Origin of the sequence: Parazoarcus communis (assembly GCF_003111665.1) — a bacterium.
GTDB lineage: Bacteria > Pseudomonadota > Gammaproteobacteria > Burkholderiales > Rhodocyclaceae > Parazoarcus > Parazoarcus communis_B.
In genome coordinates this window covers 279,386-292,740 of sequence record NZ_CP022188.1, presented here as the reverse complement: position 1 = coordinate 292,740, position 13,355 = coordinate 279,386, and the positions used below count along the sequence as shown (strand labels likewise).

Annotated in this window: 12 protein-coding genes; 4 read left to right on the top strand and 8 right to left on the bottom strand. The window is 61.1% G+C overall.

Annotation, left to right across the window (positions count from 1 at the left end; genetic code table 11):
• Positions 1-40: 40 nt before the first annotated feature.
• Positions 41-1,090 carry a Glu/Leu/Phe/Val dehydrogenase dimerization domain-containing protein gene (locus tag CEW87_RS01300; protein ID WP_108971199.1) on the top strand — a complete coding sequence of 350 codons (1,050 nt, stop codon included), beginning with the start codon at positions 41-43 and terminating at the stop codon, positions 1,088-1,090.
• Positions 1,091-1,165: 75 nt separating this feature from the next.
• Here the strand turns inward: CEW87_RS01300 and aspS are convergent, their stop codons facing one another.
• The 8 genes from aspS to CEW87_RS01260 form a co-directional block, all read right to left on the bottom strand.
• Positions 1,166-2,965 carry an aspartate--tRNA ligase gene (aspS, locus tag CEW87_RS01295; protein WP_108971198.1) on the bottom strand — a complete coding sequence of 600 codons (1,800 nt, stop codon included), beginning with the start codon at positions 2,963-2,965 and terminating at the stop codon, positions 1,166-1,168.
• Positions 2,966-3,024: 59 nt separating this feature from the next.
• Positions 3,025-3,651 carry a DUF502 domain-containing protein gene (locus CEW87_RS01290; RefSeq protein ID WP_108971197.1) on the bottom strand — a complete coding sequence of 209 codons (627 nt, stop codon included), beginning with the start codon at positions 3,649-3,651 and terminating at the stop codon, positions 3,025-3,027.
• A 24-nt stretch (positions 3,652-3,675) separates the two neighbouring features.
• Positions 3,676-3,957 (bottom strand): FmdB family zinc ribbon protein, encoded by a 282-nt coding sequence (locus tag CEW87_RS01285; RefSeq protein WP_108971196.1) that lies wholly within the window; start codon positions 3,955-3,957, stop codon positions 3,676-3,678.
• Between the two features lie 216 nt (positions 3,958-4,173).
• Positions 4,174-5,025, bottom strand: a complete 852-nt coding sequence (locus CEW87_RS01280) for a prepilin peptidase (protein WP_108971195.1) — start codon at positions 5,023-5,025, stop codon at positions 4,174-4,176.
• A 51-nt stretch (positions 5,026-5,076) separates the two neighbouring features.
• Positions 5,077-6,315 (bottom strand): type II secretion system F family protein, encoded by a 1,239-nt coding sequence (locus tag CEW87_RS01275; protein WP_108971194.1) that lies wholly within the window; start codon positions 6,313-6,315, stop codon positions 5,077-5,079.
• 25 nt (positions 6,316-6,340) lie between these two features.
• Positions 6,341-8,053, bottom strand: coding sequence for a type IV-A pilus assembly ATPase PilB (gene pilB, locus CEW87_RS01270; RefSeq protein ID WP_108971193.1), 1,713 nt, complete (start codon positions 8,051-8,053; stop codon positions 6,341-6,343).
• 129 nt (positions 8,054-8,182) lie between these two features.
• Positions 8,183-9,385 (bottom strand): HlyC/CorC family transporter, encoded by a 1,203-nt coding sequence (locus CEW87_RS01265; protein ID WP_234421635.1) that lies wholly within the window; start codon positions 9,383-9,385, stop codon positions 8,183-8,185.
• Between the two features lie 153 nt (positions 9,386-9,538).
• Positions 9,539-10,369 carry a cytochrome C assembly family protein gene (locus CEW87_RS01260; protein ID WP_108971191.1) on the bottom strand — a complete coding sequence of 277 codons (831 nt, stop codon included), beginning with the start codon at positions 10,367-10,369 and terminating at the stop codon, positions 9,539-9,541.
• 49 nt (positions 10,370-10,418) lie between these two features.
• On the opposite strand from CEW87_RS01260, the gene ffh reads away from it, so the two are divergent.
• Genes ffh through CEW87_RS01245 form a run of 3 tightly spaced genes read left to right on the top strand, consistent with a single transcriptional unit; the run spans position 10,419 to position 13,328 of the window.
• On the top strand, positions 10,419-11,786 hold the full coding sequence (gene ffh / locus CEW87_RS01255) for a signal recognition particle protein (protein WP_108971190.1): 1,368 nt from the start codon (positions 10,419-10,421) through the stop codon (positions 11,784-11,786).
• 10 nt (positions 11,787-11,796) lie between these two features.
• On the top strand, positions 11,797-12,582 hold the full coding sequence (locus CEW87_RS01250) for an EI24 domain-containing protein (RefSeq protein WP_108971189.1): 786 nt from the start codon (positions 11,797-11,799) through the stop codon (positions 12,580-12,582).
• Entirely contained in the window at positions 12,579-13,328 is a 750-nt protein-coding gene (locus tag CEW87_RS01245) for a competence/damage-inducible protein A (RefSeq protein ID WP_108971188.1), read from the top strand. Before CEW87_RS01250 ends, CEW87_RS01245 begins: the two co-directional genes overlap by 4 nt.
• Positions 13,329-13,355: the final 27 nt, after the last annotated feature.

Below are 13,355 nucleotides of genomic sequence, written 5' to 3'. Positions count from 1 at the left end.
GGTGTCGGGCAGCAACCATCCACACAAGGAAGGAAGTCCCATGGCTGTGTTTTCATTGAGCGATTTTGCCGACCATGAACAGGTCGTATTCTGCAGCGACGACAAGAGCGGGCTGAAGGCGATCATCGCCGTCCACAATTCAAACCTCGGGCCAGCGCTTGGCGGTTGCCGGATGTGGCCTTATGCAAGCGAGGAGGAGGCCGTGCGCGACGTGTTGCGCCTGTCGCGCGGCATGACCTACAAGTCGGCAATGGCCAATCTGAAACTGGGCGGCGGCAAGTCGGTGATCATCGGCAATCCGCGCACCGAGAAGACGCCAGCCCTGCTCGCAGCCTTCGCCCGCGCACTGGAAAATCTGAATGGCCGTTACATTGCCGCCGAAGATTCGGGCACCAGCGTGGAAGACATGAAGTACATGGCGCAATTCACCGGCCATGTGTCCGGCATCGTCGACAAACCGACCGAGGGCGGAACCCGCAGCGGCGACCCGTCGCCCGCGACCGCTTACGGTACTTTTGTCGGCATCAAGGCAGCCGTCAAGGCGAAGCTCGGTCGCGACTCGCTCGATGGGCTGCGCGTGGCGGTGCAGGGCGTGGGCCATGTCGGGCTGGACCTGGCGCAACAACTGAAAGACGCCGGTGCAAAACTGTGGATCACCGACATCCATCGCGAATCGCTGGACGAAGCTGCGAAGGCGCTTGATGCGACCGTGGTGGCGCCGGACGAGATCTACGGGCTCGACGTCGACGTGTTTGCACCCTGCGCACTTGGTGCCATCCTGAACGAGCAGACCATTCCACAACTGAAGGCATCAATCGTTGCCGGGGCCTCGAACAACCAGTTGGCCGAGGCTCGCCATGGGCTTGAGCTCATGAAGCGTGGCATTCTTTATGCACCCGACTATGTGATCAACGCTGGCGGCATCATCGATGTCTATCATGAGCGCATCGGCTTCGACCGCGCCGCACTGGTCAGCCATGTCGAAGGCATCTATGACAACCTGATGGAGGTCTTTGAGCGCGCACAGCAGGAGGCGCGGCCGACCGGCGAGGTGGCCGACGCCATTGCCGAGGAGCGCTTCATGCGCTGAGCTGTGCGTTTGATTCGTATGACACAAAAAAATGCCGCGATTTGATCGCGGCATTTTTTGTTGGTGCGGGCCGGATCAGCTCTTGCCGACCTCGACCTGGGTGTCGACCTTCTGCCGCAGCCGGATGTGCAGTTCGCGCAGCTGCTTTTCGTCCACGTCGCCCGGCGCATCGGTCAACAAGCATTGTGCGCGCTGAGTTTTGGGGAAGGCGATCACGTCGCGGATCGACTCGGCGCCAGCCATCATGGTTACGACACGGTCGAGACCGAAGGCCAGGCCGCCGTGCGGCGGTGCGCCGTACTTGAGGGCGTCGAGCAGGAAGCCGAACTTCAGTTGCTGCTCTTCAGGCCCAATGTTGAGTGCGTCGAACACCTTGGCCTGTACGTCGGCACGGTGAATACGGACCGAGCCCCCACCGATCTCCCAGCCGTTGAGCGCCAGGTCATAGGCCTTGGCCAGACATTCGCCGGGATTGGTGGTGAGCAGCTCGAGGTGCTCGTCCTTCGGGCTGGTGAAGGGGTGATGGCAGGCGGTCCAGCGCTTGCTCTCTTCGTCGTACTCGAACATCGGGAAGTCGACGACCCACAGCGGGCACCACGCTTCGCCAGTGACGAAGCCCTTTTCGTGACCGAGCTTGGCGCGCAGGGCGCCGAGGGCGTCGTTGACCACCTTGGTCTTGTCGGCGCCGAAGAAGATCAGGTCGCCAGACTGGGCGCCGGTGCGCTCGAGAATGGTACGTAGCGCGGTCTCGTGCAGGTTCTTGACGATGGGCGACTGCAGGCCGGTTTCGTTGGGCTGGGCGGCATCGTTGACCTTGATGTAGGCCAGGCCACGGGCACCGTAGATGCCGACAAACTTGGTGTATTCGTCGATCTCGCCTCGACTCAGGCTGGCGCCACCCGGCACCCGCATTGCCGCGACGCGGCCGCCGGAGGTGGCCGGGCCGGAAAAGACCTTGAACGCGACATCCTGCACCGCATCGGTGACATCGGTGAGCTCAAGGGTGACGCGCAGGTCGGGCTTGTCCGAGCCGAACCGGCGCATGGCTTCGGCATAGCTCATGCGCGGGAAGGGCGAGGGCAGCTCGACCGCGAGGGTTTCCTTGAATACGAAGCGGATCATCTCTTCCATCAGGGCGGTGATCTCGTCCTCGTTCAGGAACGAGGTCTCGATATCGACCTGGGTGAACTCGGGCTGACGGTCGGCCCGCAGGTCTTCGTCACGGAAGCACTTGGTGAGCTGGTAGTAACGGTCGAAGCCGGCGACCATCAGCAGCTGCTTGAACAGCTGCGGCGATTGCGGCAGCGCGAAGAACTGGCCCGGGTGGACGCGGGAGGGCACCAGGTAGTCGCGCGCACCTTCAGGCGTGCTCTTGGTGAGCATCGGTGTTTCGATGTCGATAAAGCCGGCACCGTCGAGGAAGCGGCGGAAGGACATGGCGGCCTTGTAGCGCAGCATCATGTTCTTCTGCATCTGCGGGCGACGCAGATCGATGACGCGGCTGGTCAGGCGAACCGTCTCGGACAGGTTCTCGTCGTCGAGCTGGAAGGGCGGCGTGACCGAAGTGTTGAGCACTTCGATCTCGTGGCACAGCACTTCGATCTCGCCGGACGTCAGGTTGGCGTTCTCGGTGCCTGCGGGGCGGCGGCGAACCTTGCCGCTCATCTTGAGCACGAACTCGTTGCGCACCGACTCTGCGACGCTGAACATCTCTGCACGGTCGGGATCGCATACGACCTGAACCAGGCCTTCACGGTCGCGCAGATCGATGAAGATCACGCCCCCGTGGTCACGGCGGCGATGTACCCAGCCGCACAGGGTGACAGTCTGGTCGAGGTTGGCGGCAGTGACCTGACCGCAGTATTGAGTACGCATGTTTTGAGTTCCGGCAATTCAGACACAGCCCGAAAAAGGCTGTGGGATTCAGGTAATGGTCATTCGTTGAGCAGCGCGGGGCGTTGAGGCGGCTTGCGCGTCGGAGGCGATACCACCCCCATTGAAATGATGTATTTCAATGCCTCGTCCACGCTCATTTCGAGTTCGATGACGTCCTCTTTGGGCATCATCAGGAAAAAGCCCGACGTCGGGTTGGGCGTAGTCGGCACGTAGACGCTGACGAAGTCGCCCTCGAGGTGCTTGGCCGCATCGCCGCCCGGCTTGCCAGTCAGGAATGCAATCGTCCACGAGCCCTGTCGCGGGTACTGCACCAGCAGCGCCTTGCGGAAGGCCTGACCGCTGCTGGAGAACAGCGTGTCTGAGACCTGCTTCACGCTGTAGTAGATCGACTTCACCACCGGGATGCGTGCAAGGATGCCTTCCCATAGCTGCACGACTTTCTGTCCCAGCACGTTTGCGGCAACCAGGCCCGTGAAAAACACGATGAGCAGGCTGGCCAGCACGCCAATACCGGGGATGTTGAACCCAAGTACGTCTCTCGGTTGGGAGCCACTCGGCAACCACAACAGGATTTGATCCAGGGTGTTGATGATCCAGGCCAGCACCATGAAGGTGATGGTCAGTGGAATCCAGATCAACAGGCCGGTGATGAAGTATTTTTTCACGCGATATTTCGCAAGGGCGGGGGGTCAGGACGGGTGGCAGGCGCAGCTGCCTGCACATGCCGGCGCACTGCCTGAGTCCGACGCCGCCGTTGCGCCTGCGCCTGCAGCAGACGAGGTCTTGCCGCCGCCCTTGAAGTCGGTTGCATACCAGCCACTGCCTTTGAGCTGGAATCCGGCAGCAGACAATTGCTTGACGTAGCTTCCTTTCCCGCAGTTGGGACAGGTGTCGAGCACCGGATCACTCATTTTCTGCAGATGTTCCTTCTGGAATCCACAGCTTTCACAACGGTATTCGTAGATGGGCATGACAAGCTCCGGAAAGGCAAGTGCGCAAGTCTAACGCAATGCAGCATAAGGAAAAAGCAAAGTGCCACGCTTTGTTGGCTGCCACGGATATGAGGGCTGGCAGGCCCGAATTCAAGGGCCACTGACAGCGTCTGCTCGGCAGGGCGTGAGCGGCTCGGGGCCACGGCGGTCAATCATGGCCGGGACCGCATTTGGGCAGCCCTGCCGGCACGAGGTTCAGAGCACGCCCATGTAACGCTGCGTGATCGCTTCACCCCAGAACAGCGCGATGATGCCGGCCGTCGCCAGGTAGGGACCGAACGGTATCGGGACGTTGCGGCCGTGGCGGGCGAATGCGATCAGGCTGATGCCGATCACGGCGCCGACGACCGAGGATAGAAGAATGGTCAGCGGCAGCGTTTGCCAGCCAAGCCATGCACCAATGGCGCCAAGGAGTTTGAAGTCACCGTAGCCCATGCCCTCTTTGCCGGTTGCAAGCTTGAACATCCAGAAGATCGACCACAGCGTCAGGTAACCTGCCATTGCACCAACCACCGCGCTTGGCAGGTCCGTGTAGACGCCTGCGAGATTGAACGCGAGGCCAAGCCAGAGCAGCGGAAGCGTGATGTCGTCCGGGAGCAGCTGAGTGTCAAGGTCGATGAAGGCAAGGGCAATCATGGCCCAGAGGAAGATCAACGCGCCGGCTGCGGCCAGGCCGAAACCGAAGTGCCAGGCTGCGTAGCCGGAGAGCACGGCCGTGAGCACCTCTACCATGGGATAGCGGCGACTGATCGGCGCGGAGCAGTGCCCGCAACGGCCACGCAGGAACAGATAGCTGACCACCGGGATGTTCTCAAGCGCCGAGATCAGGTGTCCGCAATGGGGGCAGCGTGATCGAGGGGCAGCGAGGTTGAAGCGCTCGGATTCGGGGGCAGGTTCGCCGCGCATTTCCGCCGCCTGCACCTGCCAGTCGCGCTCCATCATCCGCGGCAGGCGATGGATCACGACATTGAGGAAACTGCCGACAAAGAGACCGAGCAGCGTGACGAGTGGGGTGAAGGCGAGCGGGTCGCTCAGGAACTCTGACATGGATTGAATTTGCAGAAGGTCAGGACCCGGCTGTCGCCGGGCCTGGAAAGGTCAGACAACGGCGCCGAGTTTGAAGATCGGCAGGTACATGGCAACCACCAGGCCACCGATCACGACGCCCAGGAAGACCATAATGATCGGCTCCAGCAGCGTAGACAGGCCGGCAACAGCGTCGTCCACCTCCTGCTCGAAAAAGTCTGCAACCTTCGACAGCATGCTGTCGAGCTGGCCGGATTCCTCGCCGATCGACACCATCTGCACCACCATGGTTGGAAATACGTTGCTGTTCTGCATGGCCACGGTGAGACTGGTGCCTGTGCTCACTTCGTTCTGGATCGCCTTAGTGGCCGTCAGGTACACGTAGTTTCCCGCTGCGCCGCCCACAGACTCCAGTGCTTCAACCAGCGGGACGCCGGCAGCGAACATGGTCGACAGGGTTCTCGACCAGCGTGCCACCGTGGCTTTCAATATGATGTCGCCCACAACTGGAAGTTTGAGCACCATCCTGTCTACCGCGATCTGCATTGCAGAAGAGCGCCGGTAAAGGAAGGCGATGCTCATGATCGTGCCGGCAATGATGCCGAATACCAAGTACCAGAAATCGACAAAGAAGTCGGACATTGCGATGACAATCAGGGTCGGGCCGGGCAGCTCGGCCCCAAAGCTGGCAAATACGTTCTTGAACTCCGGTACGACGAACAGCATGATCACGGCGACGACGAGTGCTGCAACGACGATGACTGCTAGAGGGTAGAAAAGCGCAGACTTGATCTTGCTCTTGATGGCAAGAATTTTTTCCTTGTACGTCGCAATTCGGTCGAGCAGGTTATCCAGAATCCCGGCCTGTTCGCCTGCGGCAACGAGGTTACAGAAGAGCTTGTCAAAGTGAACCGGATGTCTGCTGAAGGCTTGTGACAGGCTTGAGCCCGTCTCGACGTCCGTGCGGACCTCGTTCAGCATTCGCGCCAGACTGGGATTTCCCGAACCCTTGATGCCAATCTCGAAAGCCTGCAGCAGCGGCACGCCCGACTTCATCATCGTGGCTAACTGACGAGTAAACAGGGCGATATCCTTTTCCGTGATCTTGTGACCACGGGACATCTTCTGCTTCTTGACCTTGGTGACCATCACCCCCTGGCGGCGCAAGGTTGCCTGAACGATGGCGTCGCCAGTGGCGCGCATCTCGCCGCGGATGATTTTCCCGGTCTTGTCCTTGCCTTCCCAGTTGTACAACTCTTCCTTCGGTCCGACGTTCACGCGGCGTTTGGCAGTTCGGGATGCAGTCGCCATGAGTGGATTTCCCTGTGTATTTGTTTTATTCGTTTGTGCTTGCCAGCACTTCCTCTAGCGAGGTCACGCCTTGGCGAACCTTGAGCAAACCGGATTTGCGCAGATCCTTAACGCCCTCGCGCTCTGCCTGGGCTGCAATATCCATCGAGTTGCCGTTGGTCATGATGATATGCGCAATTTCCTCTGAAACCGGCATGACTTGATAGATGCCTACACGTCCCTTGTAGCCACTGCCCTTGCACCGCTCGCAGCCGACCGGGCCGTAGGGTTGCCAGCTACCGTCCAGGTCTTCTTCGTGAAATCCTGCCTGGAGGAGGGCTTCGATGGGAATGTCCATCGGCTTCTTGCATGTGCACAGCCTGCGCGCGAGACGCTGTGCGGTGATCATGATCACCGACGACGCAATGTTGAATGGCGCCACGCCCATGTTCTTCAGGCGCTCCAGCGTGGAGGGTGCGTCATTGGTATGCAGCGTGGACAGGACCAGGTGGCCTGTCTGCGCGGCCTTGACCGAGATCTCGGCAGTTTCGAGGTCGCGAATTTCGCCAACCATGATGACATCCGGATCCTGGCGCAGAAAGGCACGTAGCGAGGCAGCAAACGTCAGGCCCGCCTTTTCGTTCACGTTGACCTGATTGATGCCCGGCAGGTTGATTTCCGCTGGATCTTCGGCGGTGGAAATGTTGACGCCCGCCTTGTTGAGCAGGTTGAGGCAGGTGTAGAGCGATACCGTCTTACCCGAGCCGGTTGGTCCAGTGACCAGGATCATGCCGTAGGGGCGTTCGACGGCATCGAGAAGTGCCTTCTTCTGTTCGGGTTCATAACCGAGCGCATCGACGCCGAGCATTGCCGAGCTCGGGTCGAGAATACGCATCACGATCTTCTCGCCATGCAGGGTCGGTAGCGAGGACACCCGGAAATCGATGGCCTTGTTCTTGGAGAGGACCAGCTTCATCCGCCCATCCTGCGGCACGCGCTTCTCTGAAATGTCGAGGCGCGAAATGACCTTGATCCGCGCGGCGATCTTTTCCTTCAGTACCAGGGGTGGTTGCGCGATTTCGCGCAGCACGCCGTCGGTACGCACGCGGATGCGGTAGTACTTCTCGTAGGGTTCGAAATGAACGTCGGAAGCGCCCTCGTTGATCGCGTCGATCAGGATCTTCTGGATGAACTTGACGACAGGGGCGTCATCGACTTCCGAGCTGTCGTCTGCGGGTTGATCGGCAGGACCGTCCTGTTGCAGGAGGTCCATGTCGAAGTCTTCGCCGGTCATCTCCTGCAGCGTTTGTTGCGCCGTTTCGCTGAGGGCCTCGGCGAGTTTGCCGAGTTTGTCGACCTCGACAATGATCAGGTCAAGTTGCAGCCCTGTCTGAAAGCGAATCTCGTCCAGCACCCGCATGTTGGACGGGTCGGCGACCGCAAGCGTAATCCGGTTCTGTCGCTTGCCGAGCGCGACGACCTGGTGTCGGTTCATCAGCTTGCGGTCGATGGCGTCGCGCGGCAGTGAGCCGCGCTCGACCGAATTGATATCGAGCAGCGGGTAACCAAACGTATCGGCTGCGAATCTGGCGATTTCGCGCGGATTCATCAGCCCGCGCTGGCAAACCTCAAGCAGGAATGCGTTGGACGAACCGTTGGCAGTGGGTGAACAGCTCAGCGCGTCGGCTTCGGTGAGGCGACCATTCTGTATAAGTGCCCGGGCAAGTCCGCTCAATGCGGTCTGTGGGTTTGCTGCCATTTCCCGCTCTCGAAGCACCGGCGATTGCAGCGCCGGTAATCGTAATTAAGTGACATTCGATGTTGCACGCCCCGTCCCGGCTTGTAAAGCCCCGAGCCGCGCCGTGGTCGGCGGGCGTTCCTGCCCGGCCTAGGCGGCGCGAAACAGGCGGGCGGTGCGAACGCGCCGGTCCTGAGTCTGAATGACTTCAATCGGCGTACCCGCAATGCGCACGGACAGCCCGGTCTCGGGAATGTCCTGAAGGTATTCGAGGAGCAGGCCGTTAAGGGTTTTGGGACCGTCAATCGGCAGGTCGAGGCCCAGCTCACGGTTGATTTCCCTGAGGTTCGTGCTGCCATCGACCGTGATGCTGCCATCCTCTCCCCACTTCAGGTGGCGGCCGGATTCGGGCGTGCTGGTCGTGAACTTGCCGATGAGCTCTTCGATGATGTCTTCGAGCGTAATGAGGCCCAGCATTTCGCCATATTCGTCTACCACCAGGGCGAGCCGCTGCCGGTTCTCCTGGAAAAACTGAATCTGCGAGTAGAGTTGAGTGTCAGCAGGGACGAAGTAGGGCTTGGTCATCAGCTCCCGGATCAACTCCACGGTGAGCTCCGTTGCCAGGACTTCGCCCAGCAGGCGGCGCAGATGGAGAACGCCGATCACCTGTTCGCTGTCGCCATCATAGACCGGGAGCCTGGTGTGATAGCTGGTCGCGATGCGTTCTCGCAATTCGTCGATCGGCATCGAAAGGTCGATGCCGTCAATAGCACCCCGGGGCGTCATCACGTCTTCGACGGTAATGCTCTCCAGGTCGAACAGATTGACCAGAATGCTGCGGTGAGTCTTGGGGATGTACTGGCCCGATTCGAGCACCATCGAGCGCAACTCCTCGATCGACAGCGCTGCAGCGCCATTGTCGTGTCGTGGCTGCAGCCGCATCAGGTGCAGCAGTCCGCTCGAAAACAGGTTGATGAACCAGATTACCGAGTAGAACACCCGTAACAGGCCACTCAGCGGGTAGCTGACGATCAGTGCGAGGCGGTCGGCATGGTGCGCACCAATGACTTTTGGCGTGATCTCGGAAAACACCAGAATCAGGAAGGTGACGAACAGTGTCGCGGCACCCAGTGCCCAGCGGTCGTCACCGAAGAGCTCCATGGTAATGACGCTGACCAGCGTCGCCGCGGCGGTGTTTACCAGGTTGTTGAACAGCAGGATCACGCCGAGAAGGCGGTCTGTCTGGTTCAGGAGGTTCACGGCGAGGATGGCGCCGCGGTGCTCCTGTGAAGCCAGAGAGCGAAGCCGGTATCGGTTTGCCGCCATCATCACGGTTTCCGACATGGAAAACATACCGGAAACCAGAAGGAGGAAAACCAGGGCGCCGAATTGCGCCGTAAGACCGATATCTAACACGGAGTGGACTACAGAATGCGGGCCTTGAGTATCGAAGGCCCGGGGAGTCGGTGTCAACCGGCATGCATGCCGGTTGACATTCAATCAGCCTCAGGCGGGGCGATGGAGCACCACTTCGATGACGAAGCGGCTGCCGACATAGGCGAGCATGAGCGCCACGAAACCGGCAAGTGTCCATCTGAGGGCCTGTTTGCCGCGCCAGCCCCAGGCGTGCCTGCCGAACAGCAGGGTGCCGAACAGCAACCACGAAATAATGGCGAAAACAGTCTTGTGGTCGAGGCGGAATGCCTTTCCGAACAGACTCTCCGAGAACACGATGCCGGAGAGCAGCGTCAGGGTCAGCAGCACGAAGGCAATGCCGATCAGTCGGAAGAGGAGAGATTCCATGGTCAATAGCGGCGGCAGCCCCGAGAGCATGCGCGAGAAGCGCGCGCTGTGCAGTTGCCGTTCGGCGATGGCCATCAGCATCGCGTGCAGTGCCGCCAGCGTGAACAGGCTGTAGGCGAGCATCGCAATGATGAAGTGGGCACGAAACGCAGGTGAGGTGGCGTTGGTCAGTACATGCTCGCCCGGAAAGACCAGGGGCAGCAGGCAGGCCAGCACACCGGCAGGAAGAACCGCTGCATGGAGGCCGTCGAGCCGTGTGTACAAGGTTTCGACCCAGTAGAAGCAGATCGCGAGCCATACCATCAGCGACAGCGCGACGCCGAAACCGAAGCGCATCTCGGTGCCCGGGAACAGCGCCGCGTGGAGTGCCGCGCCGTGGGCGAGAAGGGCCAGCAGGAGGACGAGACGCTCGTGTCCCGACATGCATTGTCGTTTCTGGGCGGAGGGCGCCGCCAGCACGCAGGTACGCCAGAACCAGGCACCGAGGCCGGCATAGAGCGTCGCAGGGAGGAGATGAAGTAGAATTGGCTGCATACAGACCCGCAGTTTACTCCAAGTCACCCCGGCCGAAGGTCTCCAGAACATGCTAGATAATCTTACTCAGCGCCTGTCCAAAGTCGTCAAGACCTTGCGTGGTCAGGCCCGCCTGACCGAGGACAACATTCAGGAAGCGATGCGCGAGGTGCGCATGGCGCTGCTCGAAGCCGACGTCGCCCTGCCGGTGGTCAAGGATTTCGTCAATCGCGTCAAGGAAAAGGCCGTCGGGCAGGAGGTGATCGCCTCGCTGACCCCGGGGCAGGCGCTCGTTGGCGTGGTGCATGACGAACTCAAGATCCTGATGGGCGGCGCCCATCAGGGGCTAAATCTTGCCACACAGCCCCCGGCTGTCGTACTGATGGCCGGTCTGCAGGGCGCCGGTAAAACCACCACCACCGGCAAGCTCGCCAAGCATCTCAAGGAGACGCACGGCAAGAAAGTGCTGGTGGTGTCGGCCGACGTCTATCGCCCGGCGGCAATTGAGCAGCTGAAAACCGTCGCGGCCCAGGCCGGGGTGGATTTCTTCCCGTCCGCTGCAGAGCAGAAACCGGTCGATATTGCGCTGGCTGCGCTGGATTACGCGCGCAAGCATCACAACGACGTGCTGCTGGTCGATACCGCCGGTCGTCTTGCGATCGACGAAGCCATGATGGCCGAGATCAAGGCCTTGCACGCGGCGGTAAACCCGATCGAAACCCTGTTCGTAGTCGATGCGATGCTTGGTCAGGACGCGGTCAATACCGCGCGTGCCTTCAACGAGGCCTTGCCCCTGACCGGTGTGGTGCTGACCAAGCTCGACGGTGATTCTCGTGGCGGCGCGGCGCTGTCGGTGCGCCATGTCACCGGCAAGCCGCTCAAGTTCGCCGGTGTGGGCGAGAAGCTTTCCGGTCTCGAGCCCTTCCATCCCGATCGTATGGCAAGCCGCATCCTGGGCATGGGCGACATCCTTGGTCTGGTCGAAGAGGCGCGCAAGGGGGTCGACGAGGACAAGGCCCGTGCCTTCGCGCAGAAGCTGAAAACCGGCAAGGGCTTCGATCTCAGCGACTTCAAGGAGCAGATCGGGCAGATGCGCAAGATGGGCGGGCTGTCGTCGATGCTCGACAAGCTGCCTGCACAGTTTGCCCAGGCTGCCGGCAAGCTGCAGGGCGGAACCGAGGAAAAGGCCATTGGCCGCATCGAGGGCATCATCAATTCCATGACGCCGCTGGAGCGCGCCAAGCCCGAACTGCTCAAGGCCAGCCGCAAGCGCAGGATCGCTGCCGGTGCCGGGGTGACCGTGCAGGAGGTCAACCGCCTGCTGAACCAGTTCGAGCAGACGCAAAAGGTGATGAAGCAATTCTCCAAAGGCGGAATGACAAAGATGATGCGTGGCATGAAAGGCATGCTGCCCGGCATGCCGGGGATGCCCCGCTAGAAGGCTCACCATGGGCGATATCTTTCTTGCGCTCGGACGATCGCTGCGCAGCCTGACGCGGACCGGCATCTTCTGGCACCTGATCTGGCCGGGCGTGCTGGCTTCGGTCCTGTGGACGGTGGTCGCGATTTTCTCCTGGGCCTTCATCATCGACGGCGTGATGAGCTGGATCGGGAGCCTGAACTGGTTGAGCGGCTGGCTGGCGTCGTCCGAACTGGCGGCGGGCATCCTGCTCGTGCTGGTCAAGATCGCCGTCGCGCTCGCCTTTGTGCCGCTGATCTATGTCACTGCCGCGGTGCTTGTTGCAGTGGTGGCCTTGCCGCTCATGCTGGAGCGCGTAGCCAAGCGCGACTATGCCGATCTCGAACAGCGCAGGGGCGGCTCCAACGTGGGGAGCGGATGGAATGCCCTGGTTGCGACCCTGCTGTTTCTGGGCGCGATTTTGCTGTCCCTGCCGTTCTGGCTGATTCCAGGTGTCGGCCTGATCGTGCCGGTGTTGCTTACCGGCTGGCTCAACCAGCGCGCCTTCGGGTACGACGCGCTCATGTTTCATGCCGACCGCGACGAGCTTGTCCGTCTGCGCAAGGACCAGCGCATGCCGATGATGGTTTTGGGGGGCGGTACCGCGCTGCTGGCCTACGTGCCCTTGGTCAACCTGATTGCGCCGGCGTTTTCCGGCCTGTCTTTCGTGCACTTCATGCTCGAGTCCCTGCGCCGTGAGCGCCTGCGTAACGGTGTGACGATACTCGACCCTGCTCCTGCCCCCGTCCCTCAACCGAACCGGATCAACAAATGAAATTCGGTGCGCTCATCATCGGCGACGAGATCCTCTCCGGTCGCCGCAGCGACAAGCATCTTTCCCGTCTCATCGAACTGCTGGGCGCGCGTGGGCTCAAGCTCTCTTGGGCCCGATACGCCGGCGACGAGCCCGCACAACTGGCGGATACCCTGCGCCAGACCTTTGCCACCGGCGATGTCGTATTCAGCTTCGGTGGCATTGGCGCGACCCCGGACGACCATACCCGTGAGTGTGCTGCCGCTGCCCTTGGTACCAGCGTCGCGCTTCACCCTCAGGCCGAGGCCGAGATTCGGGCCCGCTTTGGCGGCGAGGTGACGCCCGAGCGCTTGCAGATGGGCGTGATTCCGGTTGGCAGCGAGATCATTCCCAATCCCTACAACCGCATTCCGGGTTTCTCGGTGAGCAGGCATCATTTCGTGCCCGGCTTCCCGATCATGGCCTGGCCGATGGTGGAGTGGGTGCTCGATCATTGCTATGCCGATCTGCATCATGCAGAGGACTATGTCGAGCGTGCGGTGACCGTGTGGGACGCATATGAGGGGCAACTGATCGGGCTCATGCGCGAGCTGACGGAAAGCTTCCCGGATACGACCCTGTTCAGCCTGCCGACGATTGCCGGAGAAGGCGAGCGGCGCTCGCTCGAGCTCGGAATGAAAGGCACTGCCGCACGCGTTGATGAAGCCATGGCCAGACTCAAGGCAGGAGTGCTCGAACGGGGCTTTGAGTGGGCAGACAAGGCCTGAGTGTCCCGCGTGCGCCTGCGACGGTGG

Excerpts from the sequence above, each read along its gene's own strand:
- CEW87_RS01285 (WP_108971196.1), bottom strand. The coding sequence starts at position 3,957 with ATGCCCATCTACGAATACCGTTGTGAAAGCTGTGGATTCCAGAAGGAA.
- CEW87_RS01260 (WP_108971191.1), bottom strand. The coding sequence starts at position 10,369 with ATGCAGCCAATTCTACTTCATCTCCTCCCTGCGACGCTCTATGCCGGC.
- CEW87_RS01265 (WP_234421635.1), bottom strand. The coding sequence starts at position 9,385 with ATGTTTTCCATGTCGGAAACCGTGATGATGGCGGCAAACCGATACCGG.
- CEW87_RS01300 (WP_108971199.1), top strand. The coding sequence starts at position 41 with ATGGCTGTGTTTTCATTGAGCGATTTTGCCGACCATGAACAGGTCGTA.
- CEW87_RS01250 (WP_108971189.1), top strand. The coding sequence starts at position 11,797 with ATGGGCGATATCTTTCTTGCGCTCGGACGATCGCTGCGCAGCCTGACG.
- CEW87_RS01245 (WP_108971188.1), top strand. The coding sequence starts at position 12,579 with ATGAAATTCGGTGCGCTCATCATCGGCGACGAGATCCTCTCCGGTCGC.
- CEW87_RS01275 (WP_108971194.1), bottom strand. The coding sequence starts at position 6,315 with ATGGCGACTGCATCCCGAACTGCCAAACGCCGCGTGAACGTCGGACCG.
- CEW87_RS01280 (WP_108971195.1), bottom strand. The coding sequence starts at position 5,025 with ATGTCAGAGTTCCTGAGCGACCCGCTCGCCTTCACCCCACTCGTCACG.
- aspS (WP_108971198.1), bottom strand. The coding sequence starts at position 2,965 with ATGCGTACTCAATACTGCGGTCAGGTCACTGCCGCCAACCTCGACCAG.
- ffh (WP_108971190.1), top strand. The coding sequence starts at position 10,419 with ATGCTAGATAATCTTACTCAGCGCCTGTCCAAAGTCGTCAAGACCTTG.
- pilB (WP_108971193.1), bottom strand. The coding sequence starts at position 8,053 with ATGGCAGCAAACCCACAGACCGCATTGAGCGGACTTGCCCGGGCACTT.